General features: G+C 31.9%; 14 protein-coding genes. All 14 read left to right on the top strand.

What is annotated here, in order from left to right:
- Positions 1–25 precede the first annotated feature (25 nt).
- Genes KNP94_RS13235 through KNP94_RS13170 form a run of 14 tightly spaced genes read left to right on the top strand, consistent with a single transcriptional unit; the run spans position 26 to position 15,004 of the window.
- Positions 26–1,876 carry a polysaccharide biosynthesis protein gene (locus tag KNP94_RS13235; protein WP_215115810.1) on the top strand — a complete coding sequence of 617 codons (1,851 nt, stop codon included), beginning with the start codon at positions 26–28 and terminating at the stop codon, positions 1,874–1,876.
- 21 nt (positions 1,877–1,897) lie between these two features.
- Positions 1,898–2,524 (top strand): sugar transferase, encoded by a 627-nt coding sequence (locus KNP94_RS13230; protein WP_371816047.1) that lies wholly within the window; start codon positions 1,898–1,900, stop codon positions 2,522–2,524.
- Between the two features lie 6 nt (positions 2,525–2,530).
- Positions 2,531–3,388: an NAD-dependent epimerase/dehydratase family protein gene (locus KNP94_RS13225; RefSeq protein WP_215115808.1), complete on the top strand. Its 858-nt coding sequence runs from the start codon at positions 2,531–2,533 to the stop codon at positions 3,386–3,388.
- A 41-nt stretch (positions 3,389–3,429) separates the two neighbouring features.
- The gene (locus KNP94_RS13220) at positions 3,430–4,722 is read left to right on the top strand and encodes a phenylacetate--CoA ligase family protein (RefSeq protein WP_215115807.1); all 1,293 of its coding nucleotides are present in this window, start codon (positions 3,430–3,432) and stop codon (positions 4,720–4,722) included.
- Between the two features lie 42 nt (positions 4,723–4,764).
- Positions 4,765–5,526, top strand: a complete 762-nt coding sequence (locus KNP94_RS13215) for a glycosyltransferase family 2 protein (protein ID WP_371816046.1) — start codon at positions 4,765–4,767, stop codon at positions 5,524–5,526.
- Between the two features lie 23 nt (positions 5,527–5,549).
- Positions 5,550–6,338: a glycosyltransferase family 2 protein gene (locus tag KNP94_RS13210; RefSeq protein ID WP_215115806.1), complete on the top strand. Its 789-nt coding sequence runs from the start codon at positions 5,550–5,552 to the stop codon at positions 6,336–6,338.
- A 5-nt stretch (positions 6,339–6,343) separates the two neighbouring features.
- Complete coding sequence (locus tag KNP94_RS13205; protein WP_215115805.1) at positions 6,344–7,270, top strand: glycosyltransferase; 927 nt, start codon at positions 6,344–6,346, stop codon at positions 7,268–7,270.
- Positions 7,263–8,432, top strand: a complete 1,170-nt coding sequence (locus KNP94_RS13200) for an O-antigen ligase family protein (RefSeq protein ID WP_215115804.1) — start codon at positions 7,263–7,265, stop codon at positions 8,430–8,432. Before KNP94_RS13205 ends, KNP94_RS13200 begins: the two co-directional genes overlap by 8 nt.
- Complete coding sequence (rfbA, locus tag KNP94_RS13195) at positions 8,429–9,307, top strand: glucose-1-phosphate thymidylyltransferase RfbA (RefSeq protein ID WP_215115803.1); 879 nt, start codon at positions 8,429–8,431, stop codon at positions 9,305–9,307. Before KNP94_RS13200 ends, rfbA begins: the two co-directional genes overlap by 4 nt.
- 17 nt (positions 9,308–9,324) lie before the next feature.
- On the top strand, positions 9,325–10,716 hold the full coding sequence (rfbD, locus tag KNP94_RS13190; protein ID WP_215115802.1) for a dTDP-4-dehydrorhamnose reductase: 1,392 nt from the start codon (positions 9,325–9,327) through the stop codon (positions 10,714–10,716).
- Positions 10,717–10,728: 12 nt separating this feature from the next.
- Positions 10,729–11,361 (top strand): CatB-related O-acetyltransferase, encoded by a 633-nt coding sequence (locus tag KNP94_RS13185; protein WP_251132661.1) that lies wholly within the window; start codon positions 10,729–10,731, stop codon positions 11,359–11,361.
- A 2-nt stretch (positions 11,362–11,363) separates the two neighbouring features.
- Positions 11,364–12,791, top strand: a complete 1,428-nt coding sequence (locus KNP94_RS13180) for a lipopolysaccharide biosynthesis protein (RefSeq protein ID WP_215115801.1) — start codon at positions 11,364–11,366, stop codon at positions 12,789–12,791.
- Positions 12,792–13,820 carry a dTDP-glucose 4,6-dehydratase gene (gene rfbB / locus KNP94_RS13175; RefSeq protein ID WP_215115800.1) on the top strand — a complete coding sequence of 343 codons (1,029 nt, stop codon included), beginning with the start codon at positions 12,792–12,794 and terminating at the stop codon, positions 13,818–13,820. It abuts the gene before it with no gap.
- A gap of 17 nt (positions 13,821–13,837) precedes the next feature.
- Entirely contained in the window at positions 13,838–15,004 is a 1,167-nt protein-coding gene (locus KNP94_RS13170) for a nucleotide sugar dehydrogenase (protein ID WP_215115799.1), read from the top strand.
- Positions 15,005–15,211 lie beyond the last annotated feature (207 nt).

Raw genomic sequence — 15,211 nt, 5'->3', positions numbered from 1 at the left:
ATATGAAGAGAAAGGAACTTCATAGATGAAATTTTATTATTATTATCGGACGTTGACGTTAGCCTGTATTGATGCGGTCGCCCTGATCGTCGCGATGAGCTTTACGTACTTTTTCTTATATCCGAAGGAGTTATTTTCGTTAGTCGATACAGCATTGTTATTACGTTCCGCCGTGTTGTTCGCCGTGTTGTTCGTGACGGTTGCGTTCTTGATGAAGCTCTACCGTGTCAACTGGAAGTATGCCAGTATTCAAGAGGCACTGACGTTGTCATTATCATTAGGCGTTAGTTCAATCGGTCTAATGATTTATCAAAAATTTGTTTTCGGACAGATTTTAGAACGAATCACGATTTTAAGTTTTTGTATCGCACTCTTGTTACTCGGAGCAATCCGTGTTGCGCTTCGGCTACTCGGAATCGGCCAGCACTGGCGCAAATATGCGTTACCACGCCGGATGGTCAAGTCACGGGAACGGACACTCGTGATTGGTGCCGGTCGGGCCGGACGGTCACTCGTCCGTCAATTGTATGCGTCACCGTTTCATGAATTAAAACCAGTCGCGTTTGTCGATGACGATCCAAAAAACATGCATTTTATGATTCAGGGAATTGAAGTCGTCGGGACAACCGGCGATTTAGAATCAGTGATCGAAAAACACCGAATTGAAGCGATTGTCCTGGCGATTCCGTCGCTGTCACAGCAACGGCGGATTGAATTGATTACGGAAGCAAAAAAACTCTGTAAAAATGTCCAGACGTTACCGATGATTGAGGAACTCGTCACGGGGAAAGTCTCGATTAATGCAATTCGCGACGTTTCGATTGAAGATTTACTTGGACGGGAAGCCGTTGAACTCGATATCTCCGGCATCCGCTCAGAAATTGAAGGCCGGACTGTCCTCGTGACAGGAGCCGGTGGATCGATCGGCTCAGAAATCTGTCGACAAATCGTCCAGTTTAATCCAACGACGATTTTGTTGCTTGGTCACGGGGAAAACAGCATCTATTTAATTGAGCGCGAGTTACGCGGATTACAGTTGCCGATCAACTTAGTCCCAATTATTGCCGATGTCCAGGACCGGACACGGCTTGAAGAAGTATTTGAAGTGCATAAACCAGAAGTTGTCTTCCACGCGGCAGCACATAAGCACGTCCCATTGATGGAAGCAAATCCGTATGAATCGGTTAAAAATAATGTCTATGGGACAAAAAATGTCGCCGAAGTCGCCGATTTATTTAAGGCAGAACGGTTCGTCATGATTTCGACCGATAAAGCCGTTAATCCGACGAACGTCATGGGATCAACAAAACGGATTGCAGAAATGATTGTACAAGATTTAGGACGCCGCAGTCAGACCAAGTTTGCCGTCGTCCGGTTCGGTAACGTCCTCGGCAGTCGTGGGTCGGTCATTCCACTCTTTAAATCACAAATCTTAGCTGGTGGACCGGTCACGGTGACACACCCAGAAATGACACGATTCTTTATGACAATCCCAGAAGCAAGTCGTCTCGTTATTCAAGCGGGTATCTTAGCGGATGGCGGAGAAGTGTTTGTTCTTGATATGGGCGAGCCGGTTAAGATTGTGGATCTAGCAAAAAATATGATTGAACTGAGCGGCTTTACGGAAGATGAAATGCCAATCGTTTTCTCAGGGATTCGCCCGGGTGAGAAGATGTATGAAGAGTTATTAAAAGACGGCGAAGTCGATCCGGAAGCAATCTATCCGAAAATTTTTGTCGGGCGAACACGCCAAAAAGAACAAGTGTCGGACATTTTAGCTTTAGTCAATCAACATAAAGAAGCACCATTACAATTACGGAATGTGCTACTTGATATCGCGAATGATGTAGCGGTCCGTGAAAAAAATCTAATCTAAATGGATGAGGGAGGACCTATCGTGAGCTACATGCCAATAAAGCGTCGGCTTGGTTTTGTAATCGCACTTGTTGCCTGTATCATGTTAATTCCAGTGTTTGCTTTCATTATGGCAGCGATTAAAGTCGAATCGCGTGGACCAGTCTTTTTTAAACAAAAACGCGTAGGTTTAAATAAAAATCATTTTAACATTTTAAAATTCCGAACGATGTACATTGAGACACCAAATGACACGCCAACACACTTACTGGCCGATCCCGATGTCTACATCACTCGAGTCGGTAAAGTTTTACGTAAAACGAGTTTAGATGAGTTACCCCAATTGTTTAATATCCTTAAAGGTGAGATGGCATTTGTTGGACCACGCCCTGCTTTATGGAATCAGTATGACTTGATCGATGAACGGGACAAATACAAAGCAAATGATACATTACCTGGATTAACAGGCTGGGCACAAATCAATGGTCGTGATGAGTTGCCGATTGAAGTCAAAGCCAAGCTTGATGGAGAATATATCAAGCGAATGGGACTCTTGATGGATGCGCGCTGCTTCATAGCCACTATTTTTAGTGTGTTGAAGAGTGATGGAGTAGTTGAAGGTGGAACAGGAACAATCACTACAAAAGAAGTAGCGAGTACAAAGGAGTAAGAGATGATGAAAAGAGTACTTGTTACAGGGAAGTCGGGATACATTGGTACTAAGTTTAAAGAATGGGTTGAAGCGAATAATAAAGAGATCAAACTAGATTATATTTCCATAAGAGACGATTCGTGGAAAGAGAAAGATTTTAGTGAATATGATACTGTTTTACATCTTGCTGGAATAGCACATGTTTCTAGAAACCCAAAGTTAAAAGAACTGTATTATAACATAAACAGAGATTTAACGAATGATTTGGCAAAGAAATCTAAAAATGATGGTGTAAATCAATTTATATTCATGAGTAGTATAATAGTATATGGAAAAAATAGTATTGGTTTAGTAAACGGTGTTATTGATTCAAATACGATTCCTGTTCCTAATGATTTCTACGGTGATAGTAAGTTACAAGCAGAGAAATTATTAAATGATTTAGAAGACGAAAACTTTAAAATAGCTATAGTTCGACTTCCTATGGTCTACGGATCGAAATCTAAAGGTAACTTCCAAAAAATAAAGAAATTATCCAGGTACCTACCTGTATTTTGGGGATACCCTAATTACCGTAGTATGATTTATGTAGAAAACCTCTCTAATTTCATATACCTATTAATAAAAAATACGGAGGAAGGTTTATATTATCCTCAAAATTCGGAATATGTTAACACAAGTAAAATGTTTGTAGAAATTCGCAAAAAAGAAAAAAAAAGTACTTTAGAAATCAAGCTTTTTAATCCTTTTATTTCTTTAATGATACCAAAAGTTCCAATAGTTAATAAAATTTTTGGAACACTAATTTATGATAAAAAAATGTCATTATACTCTGAAGACTATAATAAGTATAATTTTGAGAAAAGTATTATAGGCTCTTAAAAAATCTATTGTTAAGTAAACGAAAGTTGGTGCAATACTTAATGTTAAGGAAATTAATTTATGAAATTGGAATGAATAAATATAATAACCAAATAAAAGAGGAATATCTTAATTTAAAAAAAATGGAAAATTACACATTAGAAGATCTTAAAGAATATCAATTCAAGGAGCTAAAAAAATTATTAAAATATGCTTATAATAATTCGAGTTTTTATAAAAGACAATTTAATAAAAAAGGAGTGTTACCAAGCGACCTTAATAATATAAAAGATCTAGAAAAATTCCCATTTTTAACTAAAGAAAATTTAAGGAATGAATCAAATGATATATCAAATACTTCTGATTCAAGATATGGTAAGATGTACTATTCTGAAACTTCTGGAAGTACAGGTGAGCCATTAATTTTTTTTAGAAATCAAAAGTGGGATGCTGTTCATAGAGCAAGTATCCTAAGAGGATACTCATGGCATGGAATAAAACCGTATCAAAAAAATGGATATTTATGGGGTTATAATTTAAATGGTAAAAAGGCTGTTAAAACAAAATTTTTTGATGTACTCCAAAACAGAACAAGAATTTTTTCGTATAAAGAGGAGGAATTAGATAAATTTCTACTCAAGATGCAATCTGCTACATATATCGAAGGTTATTCATCGATGATATATGAATTGGCTAAAAAAGTTAATTCTAAAGATAAATCTCACTATAAATTCCCGAAAATGAAAATGATAAAAGGTACATCTGAAAAGATTTTTGATAACTATAAAAAAGAAGTTAAAAAGGCTTTTGGGTTAAATTTTGTGAGCGAATACGGTGCAGCAGAGGCTGGAATAATTGCATTCGAATGTCCATTTGGTAATATGCATATAACTATGGAAAATATCATTGTTGAATCCGTGGATAATGAGATTGTAGTAACTAACTTATCTTCTTATTCTTTTCCTATTATTAGATACAAACTTGGTGACTATATCGAATTAGAATCGGAAAGTTATAGATGTAAATGTGGTAAAAGTCATCCAATTATTAAATCGATTTTAGGCAGAGTCGGTAATCTTATTTTAGGAAAGAAAGACAAGTATCCTAGCCTAACACTTTATTATGTATTTAAAAATCTTGCCGAAAAAGGTCACAAACTATATTATCAAGCTATTCAAGAACAAAGTGGAGTTTTAAAATTGAACATAGAACAAAAACTATCAGAAAATCAACGAATTATATTAGACAAGGAATTATATAAATACTTCGAAAATGATTTAGAAGTTTTAATTTTTGAAAAAACAAATATCGATCGTGGTGATGGCAAAATGAGAGACTTTATTTCTTATTTATGAGATAGTAGCTCGAAATACATTTTTGGAGGTAAAAATAATACAGTGACTTATAGAGGCGAGAAAAATCTTGTATCAATCATAATGCCAGCATACAATGCTGAAGAAAATATTGGAGAATCAATTCAATCGGTTATGAACCAAACGTTTAAAAATTGGGAATTGATTATTGTTGATGACTGTTCAAAGGATAGTACTCAGTCAATTATAAAAGAGACATGTATTCAAGATTCAAGAGTAAAATATCACAAACTTACACAAAATTCTGGTGCAGCAGTTGCAAGAAACTTAGCGATTGAAAAAGCCAAAGGTGAGTACATAGCATTTTTAGATAGCGATGATTTGTGGTTTCCAAATAAATTAGAAACACAAATAAACTTCATGACTTGTAGAAATTATATATTCACTTGTACTTTTTACAATAAAATTGATGAAAAAGGAAATGATATGAAACGAATTGTAACAAGTAATTCTAGTATGAACTATAATGATTTGTTGCATAATTGTCCCGGGAATTCAACTGTTATTTATAATGCTAATAAATTAGGGGAGAAATTTTTAATTCCTTCAATAAAAAAAAGAAATGACTACTTAATGTGGTTAAAAGTTATCAAAAAGGCAGAAAGCATTTTTTGTTTAGACCTAGTGATGGGTAGTCATAGAATTAGAAGAGAATCGTTGTCGAAAAATAAATTTAGCTTGGTTAAATATCATTGGATTATATATAGAAAGATTGAGAAATTAAATCCTATATATTCTTTGTATTTAATTTTTTACTGGATTTTTAAATCTATTATAAAAAAATAGTTTATAAGTATTGGAGTGAGTATATGAAAGTTGAAGTATTACTTTCTACTATGAATCAATCAAATATAGATATTTACGAACAAATGAATATTGAAACAGATGCAATAATAATAAACCAATCAAATTTTAATGGTTATAATAAAAAAAATATAAATAATAAAAAGATTGAGATGTATTCATTTGATGAAAAAGGGGTTGGAAAGAGTAGAAATGCTGCATTGTCTAGATCAACTTCTGAAATATGTTTAATAGCAGATGATGATATGATTTTTTTTAACGATTATGAAAAGACAATAATTCAAGCATTCCATGATAACCCAAAAGCAGATGTTATTATTTTTAATTTAGTTGCTGAAAATATAAACGGAAATTTAAGTTGTAAAGTGAAAAATAGCGGCAAAGTACATTTTTATAATTATTTACGTTATGGCACAGCAAATATAGCTTTTAAAAGAAAAAAAATTGTAAAAGAGAATATTTTTTTCTCTTTACTTTTTGGTGGTGGAGCGAAATATGGAAGTGGAGAAGATACATTGTTTTTGACGGAATGTCTAAAAAAGGGTTTGAATGTATACACACATGAAACCCTCATTGCGAAAATTAAGTATAGACCATCCACTTGGTTCGAGGGATATAATGAAAAATATTTTTACGATAAAGGTGCATTATTTACAGCAATCAATAAAAAAACTGTTTATATCAAAATTTTACTTTTTATTTTTAAACATAAAAAAATGTTTAAAGAATATAATTATTTTCAAATGTTTTTATGGATGTTAAGGGGAGTCAATGATTTTAAAAGACTGGAGTAAATCTTATGCAAAAAAAAAACGTAATTATCGTTTTAAATTATAATGATTTCGAAACTACCAAAGAGTATGTTGAAAAAATTCAATTTTTTAATATTTTAGATCAAGTGATTGTGGTAGATAATTGTTCGCCTGATGGATCTTACGATAGGTTAAAAAAAATATCATTTTCAAGTAAAGTAGAAATCATAAAAACAAATAAAAATGATGGATATGGCAAAGGTAATAATTTTGGAATGAAGTATGCAGAAAAAAAATACAATCCAGATTATTTTATAATCTCCAATCCAGATATCATAGTTTTTGAAAATACTATTGAAAATATTATCGATTTTCTTAAAAAGAATGATGACGTATCAGCGGCAACAGGATTAGTTCACGATTTGAAAGGAAACGTGGCAAAAAACTTTGCTTGGAAACAGCCGCGATATCTTGATATTTTACTAGATAGTACTTTTATCTTGAAAGTTATCTTTGAAATTTTTTTAAAGTATTCCAATCGATATTTAATAACAAATATTAAAAAACCTCATATGAATGTGGATATTTTATCGGGATGTTTCTTTATTGTAAAATCGGATTTAATAAAAAATGTAAATTATTTCAACGAAAAAACTTTTTTGTATCACGAAGAAAATTTATTATTTGGTAAGTTAAATGAGAACTATCAACAGTATGTTTTAACTGATGAAAAAATTATACACTATCAAGGAACATCTACTTCAAAAAACTTAAATAAATGGAATAATAAAATTAACTTTATGAATGAAAGTGCTAATATATATTTGAAGGACTATTTGAATGTTGGGAATTTTTCAAGTGGAATCTATAATAAATTATCAAATATTTTTAAGTACGAAAGATATGCTAGCCTTTTAATCAAGCAAAATATTAGTTCATTTCTTAAGTCTGTCAAGGAGAAAAAAAATGAATAGACCAGAACTTTTTTTTGTTTTTATCAATTTGGGTGTTTTAGGGAGTATTCCTTTATTCGGTCTTCAATATAATATAAATTACATTGAAGTATATTTGCTAATTGGATTTATCTATAGCCTATTTTTTCTTTTTAAAAGAAAAATTGAATTTTCAAAGCTTGACCTTGTATACTGCGTAACTTTATCGATTGTCTTTCTTTATAGCTTGATTCTTTTTTACTTTAGTCCTCACGGAGTTACGATCTTACCTGGGAGCTTGACTGTATTCTACATGCTTATATCTTATGTTTTTTCAGTAATAAATAAAAAAGAATTTGTGAAAAATTTTTACAAAGCAATTCGTTGGATGACGTTAGCAATTACGATACAACTTCTCTATGTTTTTTTTATTGATAATAGTGGGTTCAGTTCTAATTATTATGGGTTGAAAAATGAAGCAAAAACATTGATGGGATCATCGAATTATCTTTCGTTTTTTTTAGTGTTTTCTATAATTTATGAAGTTATCACTAGAAAACAAAATTGGCTTATTTTTTCATCTGTATCGTCTGTAGGATTAATACTAACATTGTCTAAAGGTGGATTTTTATCACTTCTGTTATCGATTTTTCTTTACATAATACTTATTTTTTCAAATAAAGAAACGAGTAAGAAAAAAGCAAGAAATGCTTTGATATTCAGTTTTTTAACATTATTTATAGTGTTTTTTATATTGTCAAATGTAGATTTCGGAAAACAACTATTTGGAAATTTACTGTATAATATTAATGAACCTGGTGCTGGTAGGATTCCATTGTGGGATAAAGCTATTTTTTCTATACAATCTAATTTTTTAGGGACGGGTATAACTTATGTAGATGATCCCCATAACCTATTATTAAAATCAATTCGAGATTTAGGGATTATTACTGGATTGTTATATATTTCACTTATGTTGTTCCCAATTCTAAAGATTTTCAGGATTGAAAAAATGAAAAAATTTACTGTTGAAGAAATTGCATTAGTTTCTAGCTATTCATCTATAGTAATACATTCTTTATTTGAAATTTTTTATTTTGATACATTATCTGCAATTTGGATAGGGGTTATTTTAATGGTTATTAATCAAGAATTTTCAAAGAAGAATAAAATAAATGAGATTAGATTGGAGATAGAAGAATGAAAGGTATTATTTTAGCAGGTGGATCTGGGACTAGATTATATCCGTTGACTATGGTTACTAGTAAACAGTTGTTGCCTATTTACGATAAACCAATGATTTATTATCCGCTATCTACATTAATGCTTGCAGGGATTAGGGAAATTTTAATTATTTCTACACCAGAAGATACTCCTAGGTTCGAAAATTTACTTGGAAATGGTGCACAATTCGGAATTAAATTAAGTTATTTAGTACAACCAAAGCCAGAGGGATTGGCACAGGCATTTATTTTAGCAGAAGAATTTATTGGGACAGATTCAGTAGGGATGATTTTAGGTGACAATATATATTATGGAAGTGGTATGAGAAAATTATTGAAAAATGCTTTTGATAAGAAATCAGGAGCTACAATATTTGGTTATCATGTTGTAGATCCAGAACGTTTTGGAGTTGTTGAGTTTGATAAAAATTCTGAAGTAATTAGTATAGTTGAAAAGCCTAAGAATCCAAAATCAAATTATGCAGTTACGGGTTTATATTTTTATGATAACAAAGTTGTAGAAATCGCTAAAAGTGTTAAACCTTCAGAGCGAGGAGAGTTAGAAATAACCGATATAAACGAAGCCTATCTCCAAAATAAAGAATTAAAAATTGAGTTGTTAGGGCGAGGTTTTACATGGCTAGATACTGGAACACACCAAAGCTTGTTTGAAGCAACTAACTTTGTCAAAACAGTTGAAGAACATCAAGGAATAAAAATTGCAGCTCCTGAAGAAATTGCATATTTAAATGGTTGGATATCTAAAAATGACTTAATTCGGTCTGCAAACTTACTTTTAAAAACCGGATACGGAAAATATTTAATCAAAGTAGCGAACGGAGAAATTCATTATTAAAGAATGGGACTGAGTTTATGAAAATAATTGATACTTATCTAAAAGATTTAAAAATAATAGAACCCTTAATACATGGAGATACAAGAGGATGGTTTTCTGAAAGTTATAATGATAAAGAATTTAAAGATATGGGATTAGATTTTTTGTTTATTCAGGATAATCACTCTTTTTCTAAAGAAAAAGGTACGTTAAGAGGATTGCATTATCAGTTAGAGCCTAAAGCACAGACTAAGTTAATTAGATGCACTCAAGGGAAAATTTTTGATGTAGCGGTTGATATTCGTAAAGAAAGTGAAACATATGGGAGATGGTTCGGTATTGAGCTTTCATCTCAAAATAAAAAGCAACTTCTTATACCTAAAGGATTTGCACACGGTTTTTTGACACTTACAGAAAATGTAGAAGTTCAATATAAAGTTGATGAATTATATTCTTATGATCATGAAAGAAGTATCCGATGGGACGATAAAGAACTCTCAATTGATTGGAAAATAACCCACCCAATTTTATCAAAAAAAGATTCGGAAGCTCCTTTTTTTAAAAAATCGAAAGATAATCATTTGAAAAAGATTTTAATAACTGGTGTAAATGGACAATTAGGAAACGATATGTTTGAAAAACTATCCTCAGAAGGTTACAAAATTTTTGGTACTACCAAATCAGATATGGATATTTCTAATATAGAGCAAGTTGAAAAAACTTTGAATTTATTTAAACCGGATTATATCATACACTGTGCTGCTTATACACAAGTGGATAAAGCAGAAAACGAACAACAACAATGTTATGAAGTCAATGTGATAGGTACTTCAAATTTATTGAAAATAGCTAAAAATTTAAATAGCGAGTTTATTTATATAAGTACAGATTATGTTTTTGATGGAAGTGGTATAGAAGAACATTGTGAGAATAAAAATACAAATCCTATAAACTATTATGGTTATACAAAAAAACTTGGTGAAGAAATTGTAAGGGAATCGATTGGGGAACATTATATTGTTAGAACATCATGGTTGTATGGTGAGAAAAATAACAATTTTGTTAAAACTATGTTAAATCTTGCTGATAAAAATTCTAGTATCAAAGTAGTGAACGATCAAGTAGGAACTCCGACATATACTAAAGATTTAGCAGAGTTTATTTCAGATTTAATTTTGACTAAGAAATATGGAACGTATCATGGAGTAAATAATGGATTTTGCAGTTGGGCAGAATTTGCTAAAGAAATATTTTCTGTTTTGAATATTGATGTAGATGTAATTCCTATTAAAAGTTCTGAATATAAAACTGAAGCTCGTCGTCCTCTTAATTCAAGACTAGGTACTTCCAAAATGAAAAATAATGTCGGCTACAACTTGCGAGATTGGAAAAGTGCATTAAAAGAATATCTTGAAAAAATTCTTATGTAAAAGGGAGAAATAATGAATAAAATATTACTTTATTTAAAATATATCTTTAAAAAAAATAAATGGCGCAAAAAAAATAATAATAATTTCACTAATATAAGTAAAAGATTCCCTGATGATATATCGATTGTTACAGTTGGTAAAATGACGTATGGTACTTTAAATGTTCAATCATATGGTAATTCAAGTGAAAAATTAGTAGTGGGTTCATACTGTTCTATTGCGGGTAATGTTGTTTTTTTATTAGGTGGGGAGCACCCATATAAATCCATTTCTACATACCCTTTTCGTAAATATATACATGGAACAAATGAAAAAACCGAGACAAAGGGTCCTATCGTTATAGAAGATGATGTATGGATTGGAGAAAACAGTTTGATACTCTCAGGAGTAGTAATCGGAAAAGGTTCTATTGTTGCTGCTGGTTCTATAGTTACTAAAGATATACCCCCATATGCTATTTTTGGTGGAGGGAAAATTTTGAAATATCGATTTGATGATGAGGTAATTAAAAAATTACTTGAATTTGACTTCTCAAAGTTAGATCATGATTACATTAAAAATAATATAGACGAATTTTATAAGGATATTAATAAAGAAAATGTAAGAAAAAGACTAGATATTTTAGAAAATAGAAAAAGAAAATGAAAATGAAGAAAATTTTTAATAAATTTATAAAGGATTTTAGTTTTACGCTCACATCTAATTTATTTACGTTGATAGTTTCCATTTTAATTACGTTAATAGTTCCGAAAATTTTAGGTGTTCAAGAGTATGGTTATTTTCAGTTATATTTATTTTATGGTTCATATTTAGGTTTTTTACAATTCGGTTGGAATGATGGTATATATTTAAGAAAAGGTGGAATTCAGTATTCTAGTTTAAATAAAAATGAAATTTTCTCTCAATTTTGGACATTATTTTTTTCTCAAGTATTACTTTGTATTTTTATTATTATAATAGGTTATTCGATTCATGAAGATAAAAATAAAATTTTTATATTTTTATTACTAGGCTTATCTTTAGTTGCAATAGGAACAAGAGCAATGCTGTGGTTTTTATTTCAAGCTACAAATCGTTTCTCTGAATTTGGTAAAGCAATGATAGTTGATCGATTTATATATTTAGTACTCGTTTCCATTTTCTTGTTAGTAGGAGTAAAAAGTTTTAAATATATTGTCTTAGCTGACCTAATAAGTAAATATATAACTTTGTGGTATTCAATGTTATTAGCTAAGGATGTAGTATTTTTGTCACCTAAAAAATATGTATTTGAGGGTAAAGAAATAAAAATAAATATAAGCGTTGGAATAAATTTAATGTTTGCGAACATTTCGAGTATGTTAATTTTAGGTGTTATTAGATACAGTATTGAACGAGTTTGGGACGTAGAGACATTTGGAAAAGTTTCTTTGATATTGAGTATATCTACCATGATGCTTTTCTTTATAAACGCAATGAGTATAGTTTTGTTTCCAATGCTGAGAAGGGTGCCTGAAGAATCACTCGTAAAAATATACTTAGTTTTTCGAGACTTATTAATGTTAGTGCTTATGGCAACATTATTAATGTATATTCCTTTAAAAATGCTATTGAGTAATTGGTTACCTAATTATCGAGATAGTATAAACTACTTGTTTTTAATTTTTCCAATTATAATATTTGAAGGAAAGATGTCTCTTTTGATAAATACATATTTAAAAACATTGAGAAAAGAGAAAATAATGCTCAGAGTTAATTTGTTAGCAGTAACTATAAGCGTATTACTTACAAGTATAACAGCATTTTTACTACAAAATTTATACTTAACTATGCTAATTATTTTAATTGTTTTAGCAATTAGATGTATATTAGCTGAGTTACTATTGTCCAATATTTTAAAGATAAATTTATCAAAAGATATTATACAAGAGTTACTTTTGACTATAATTTTCATAGTATTAATTTGGTTTTTTAATGAAAATATAGCTTTTATTGGATATCTAATCTCTTATTTGGTTTATATAATTTTTAAAATTGATGAAATTAAAAAGTTCAAAATGAAAATTAAACTTTTATTAATGGGGGGAATGAAGTAAATGGAAAAAAAAATTTTAGTAACGGGTGGCGCAGGATTTATAGGTGGAAATTTTGTTCAACATATGGTGAAAAAATATCCGAATTATCATATAACTAATCTAGATTTACTGACTTATGCAGGTGATTTATCAAAACATAAAGAAATTGAGGAACTGGAAAACTATTCATTTATAAAAGCGGATATAACTAATCAACAAGTAATCAACAAATTATTTAGTATACAAAAATTTGATTATGTTGTTCACTTTGCAGCAGAAAGTCATGTTGATCGTTCTATTGAAAACCCTGGAGTTTTTATAGAGACAAACGTGTTGGGAACTCAAATTCTTTTGGCAGCTTCAAAAAAGAACGAAATAAAAAAATTTATTCACGTTTCTACTGATGAAGTATACGGAGAGTTAACCTTTGATAACACTACGTTCTTTACAGAAACAACACCCCTTAATCCTAAAAGTCCCTATAGCGCTAGTAAAGCTTCGAGCGATTTTTTAGTGCAGGCATATTACGAAACGTATGGGCTTCCCATAAACATTACAAGATGTTCAAATAACTATGGTCCATATCATTTTCCCGAGAAACTAATACCACTAACCATTGATAGAGCACTAAAAAATCAGAAAATCCCTGTGTATGGTGACGGAAACAATATCAGAGATTGGTTACATGTAAATGATCATTGCACGGCAATTGATTTAGTTTTGCATGAAGGAGTAGTCGGCGAGGTTTATAATGTGGGTGGAAACAATGAGAAAACCAATCTAGAAGTAGTAAAAACAATCTTAAACACTCTTGATAAACCAGATTCTCTAATTGAATTTGTAAAAGACCGTTTAGGTCATGATAAGCGATATGCAATTGATCCTACAAAGCTTCAAAACTTAGGGTGGGAACCTAAATTTAAATTTGAGGAGGGGCTTAAACAAACGATTGAATGGTATCTTGGTAACAAAAAGTGGTTGAATGACATATCAACTGGAGAATATAGAGAATATGAAATTGATTGTCAAAAAACTGAAAAATCAAGATAGAATAGGAATGAATAAGAATGAAAATCACAGTAGCAGGAACAGGATATGTCGGTCTTTCAATGGCCGTTTTACTCGCACAGCATAATGAAGTCACATCGATTGATATCATTAAAGAACGTGTCGAGCTTGTCAATGACCGCAAATCGCCAATCGTTGACGGGGAAATCGAAAACTTCTTACAAAATAAAGAATTAAATCTGCATGCGACAACTGATAATTTTGAAGCGTACAAAGATGCTGAATTTGTCATTATTGCGACTCCGACGGATTACGATCCAACACGGAACTACTTTAACACTCGGACCGTTGAGAGTGTCATTGCAACAGTCCTTGCCATCAATCCGGATGCGACGATGGTCATTAAATCGACGGTACCGGTTGGCTACACACAAGAGCTAAAAGAGAAATTCGATACACCGAACATCGTATTCTCACCTGAGTTCTTACGTGAAGGGCAGGCACTGCATGACAATCTTTACCCATCACGTATTGTCGTCGGTGAACAATCGGAACGGGCGCAACGGTTTGCTGATCTCTTACTTCAAGGAGCCATTAAAAAGAATGTGCCGATTCTTTTGACGGATTCAACAGAAGCGGAAGCAATCAAGTTGTTCTCCAATACGTATTTAGCGATGCGTGTCGCTTTCTTTAATGAACTCGATACATATGCGGAAGTACGTAACCTTGATACAAAACAAATCATTGAAGGTGTCGGGCTCGATAGTCGGATCGGCAATCACTACAACAACCCATCATTCGGATATGGCGGTTACTGCTTACCGAAAGATACGAAGCAGTTACTCGCGAACTATGATGAAGTACCGAACAACATCATCGGGGCGATCGTCGAAGCGAACCGGACACGGAAAGACTATATTGCCGATACAATCATCAAACAAAATCCGAAAGTCGTCGGTGTCTATCGTCTAACTATGAAAACGGATTCCGATAACTTCCGCGCCTCATCGATTCAAGGGATCATGAAACGCATCAAGGCGAAGGGGATTGAAGTAACGGTCTTCGAACCCGTCTTGACGGAAGATACATTCTACAATTCACGCGTCATCCGCGATCTTGAAGCGTTTAAACAAGAGTCGGATGTGATTCTTTCGAACCGGATGCATCCGGAATTGAGTGATGTTGAAGATAAAGTCTATACACGTGATTTGTATAGTCGCGACTAAATAGAACAAAAGTAAAGATTTATAAGCATGAAAAGAGGTCCAAGCGATAACTATCGCCTGGACCTCTTTTTGCGTTCGATGTTTCAATTCGTTGACCTGCCTCTGAAAAGTGACCGGTTTTGTTTTGTGCATCCTGTATAATTGTGTCATGCAGGAGCACTCAGAATTGGAATTGATTAATCGGTTATGAGATTATATTCAAGTGGA

The sequence above is a fragment of the Exiguobacterium sp. s80 genome, assembly GCF_018618725.1.
GTDB lineage: Bacteria > Bacillota > Bacilli > Exiguobacteriales > Exiguobacteriaceae > Exiguobacterium_A > Exiguobacterium_A oxidotolerans.
This window is presented reverse-complemented; position numbering and strand designations above follow the sequence as displayed.

Coding starts and splice junctions, on each gene's coding strand:
- KNP94_RS13185 (WP_251132661.1), top strand. CDS start 10,729: ATGAATAAAATATTACTTTATTTAAAATATATCTTTAAAAAAAATAAA.
- KNP94_RS13235 (WP_215115810.1), top strand. CDS start 26: ATGAAATTTTATTATTATTATCGGACGTTGACGTTAGCCTGTATTGAT.
- KNP94_RS13205 (WP_215115805.1), top strand. CDS start 6,344: ATGCAAAAAAAAAACGTAATTATCGTTTTAAATTATAATGATTTCGAA.
- KNP94_RS13200 (WP_215115804.1), top strand. CDS start 7,263: ATGAATAGACCAGAACTTTTTTTTGTTTTTATCAATTTGGGTGTTTTA.
- KNP94_RS13180 (WP_215115801.1), top strand. CDS start 11,364: ATGAAGAAAATTTTTAATAAATTTATAAAGGATTTTAGTTTTACGCTC.
- rfbA (WP_215115803.1), top strand. CDS start 8,429: ATGAAAGGTATTATTTTAGCAGGTGGATCTGGGACTAGATTATATCCG.
- rfbD (WP_215115802.1), top strand. CDS start 9,325: ATGAAAATAATTGATACTTATCTAAAAGATTTAAAAATAATAGAACCC.
- KNP94_RS13225 (WP_215115808.1), top strand. CDS start 2,531: ATGAAAAGAGTACTTGTTACAGGGAAGTCGGGATACATTGGTACTAAG.
- KNP94_RS13220 (WP_215115807.1), top strand. CDS start 3,430: ATGTTAAGGAAATTAATTTATGAAATTGGAATGAATAAATATAATAAC.
- KNP94_RS13170 (WP_215115799.1), top strand. CDS start 13,838: ATGAAAATCACAGTAGCAGGAACAGGATATGTCGGTCTTTCAATGGCC.
- KNP94_RS13210 (WP_215115806.1), top strand. CDS start 5,550: ATGAAAGTTGAAGTATTACTTTCTACTATGAATCAATCAAATATAGAT.
- rfbB (WP_215115800.1), top strand. CDS start 12,792: ATGGAAAAAAAAATTTTAGTAACGGGTGGCGCAGGATTTATAGGTGGA.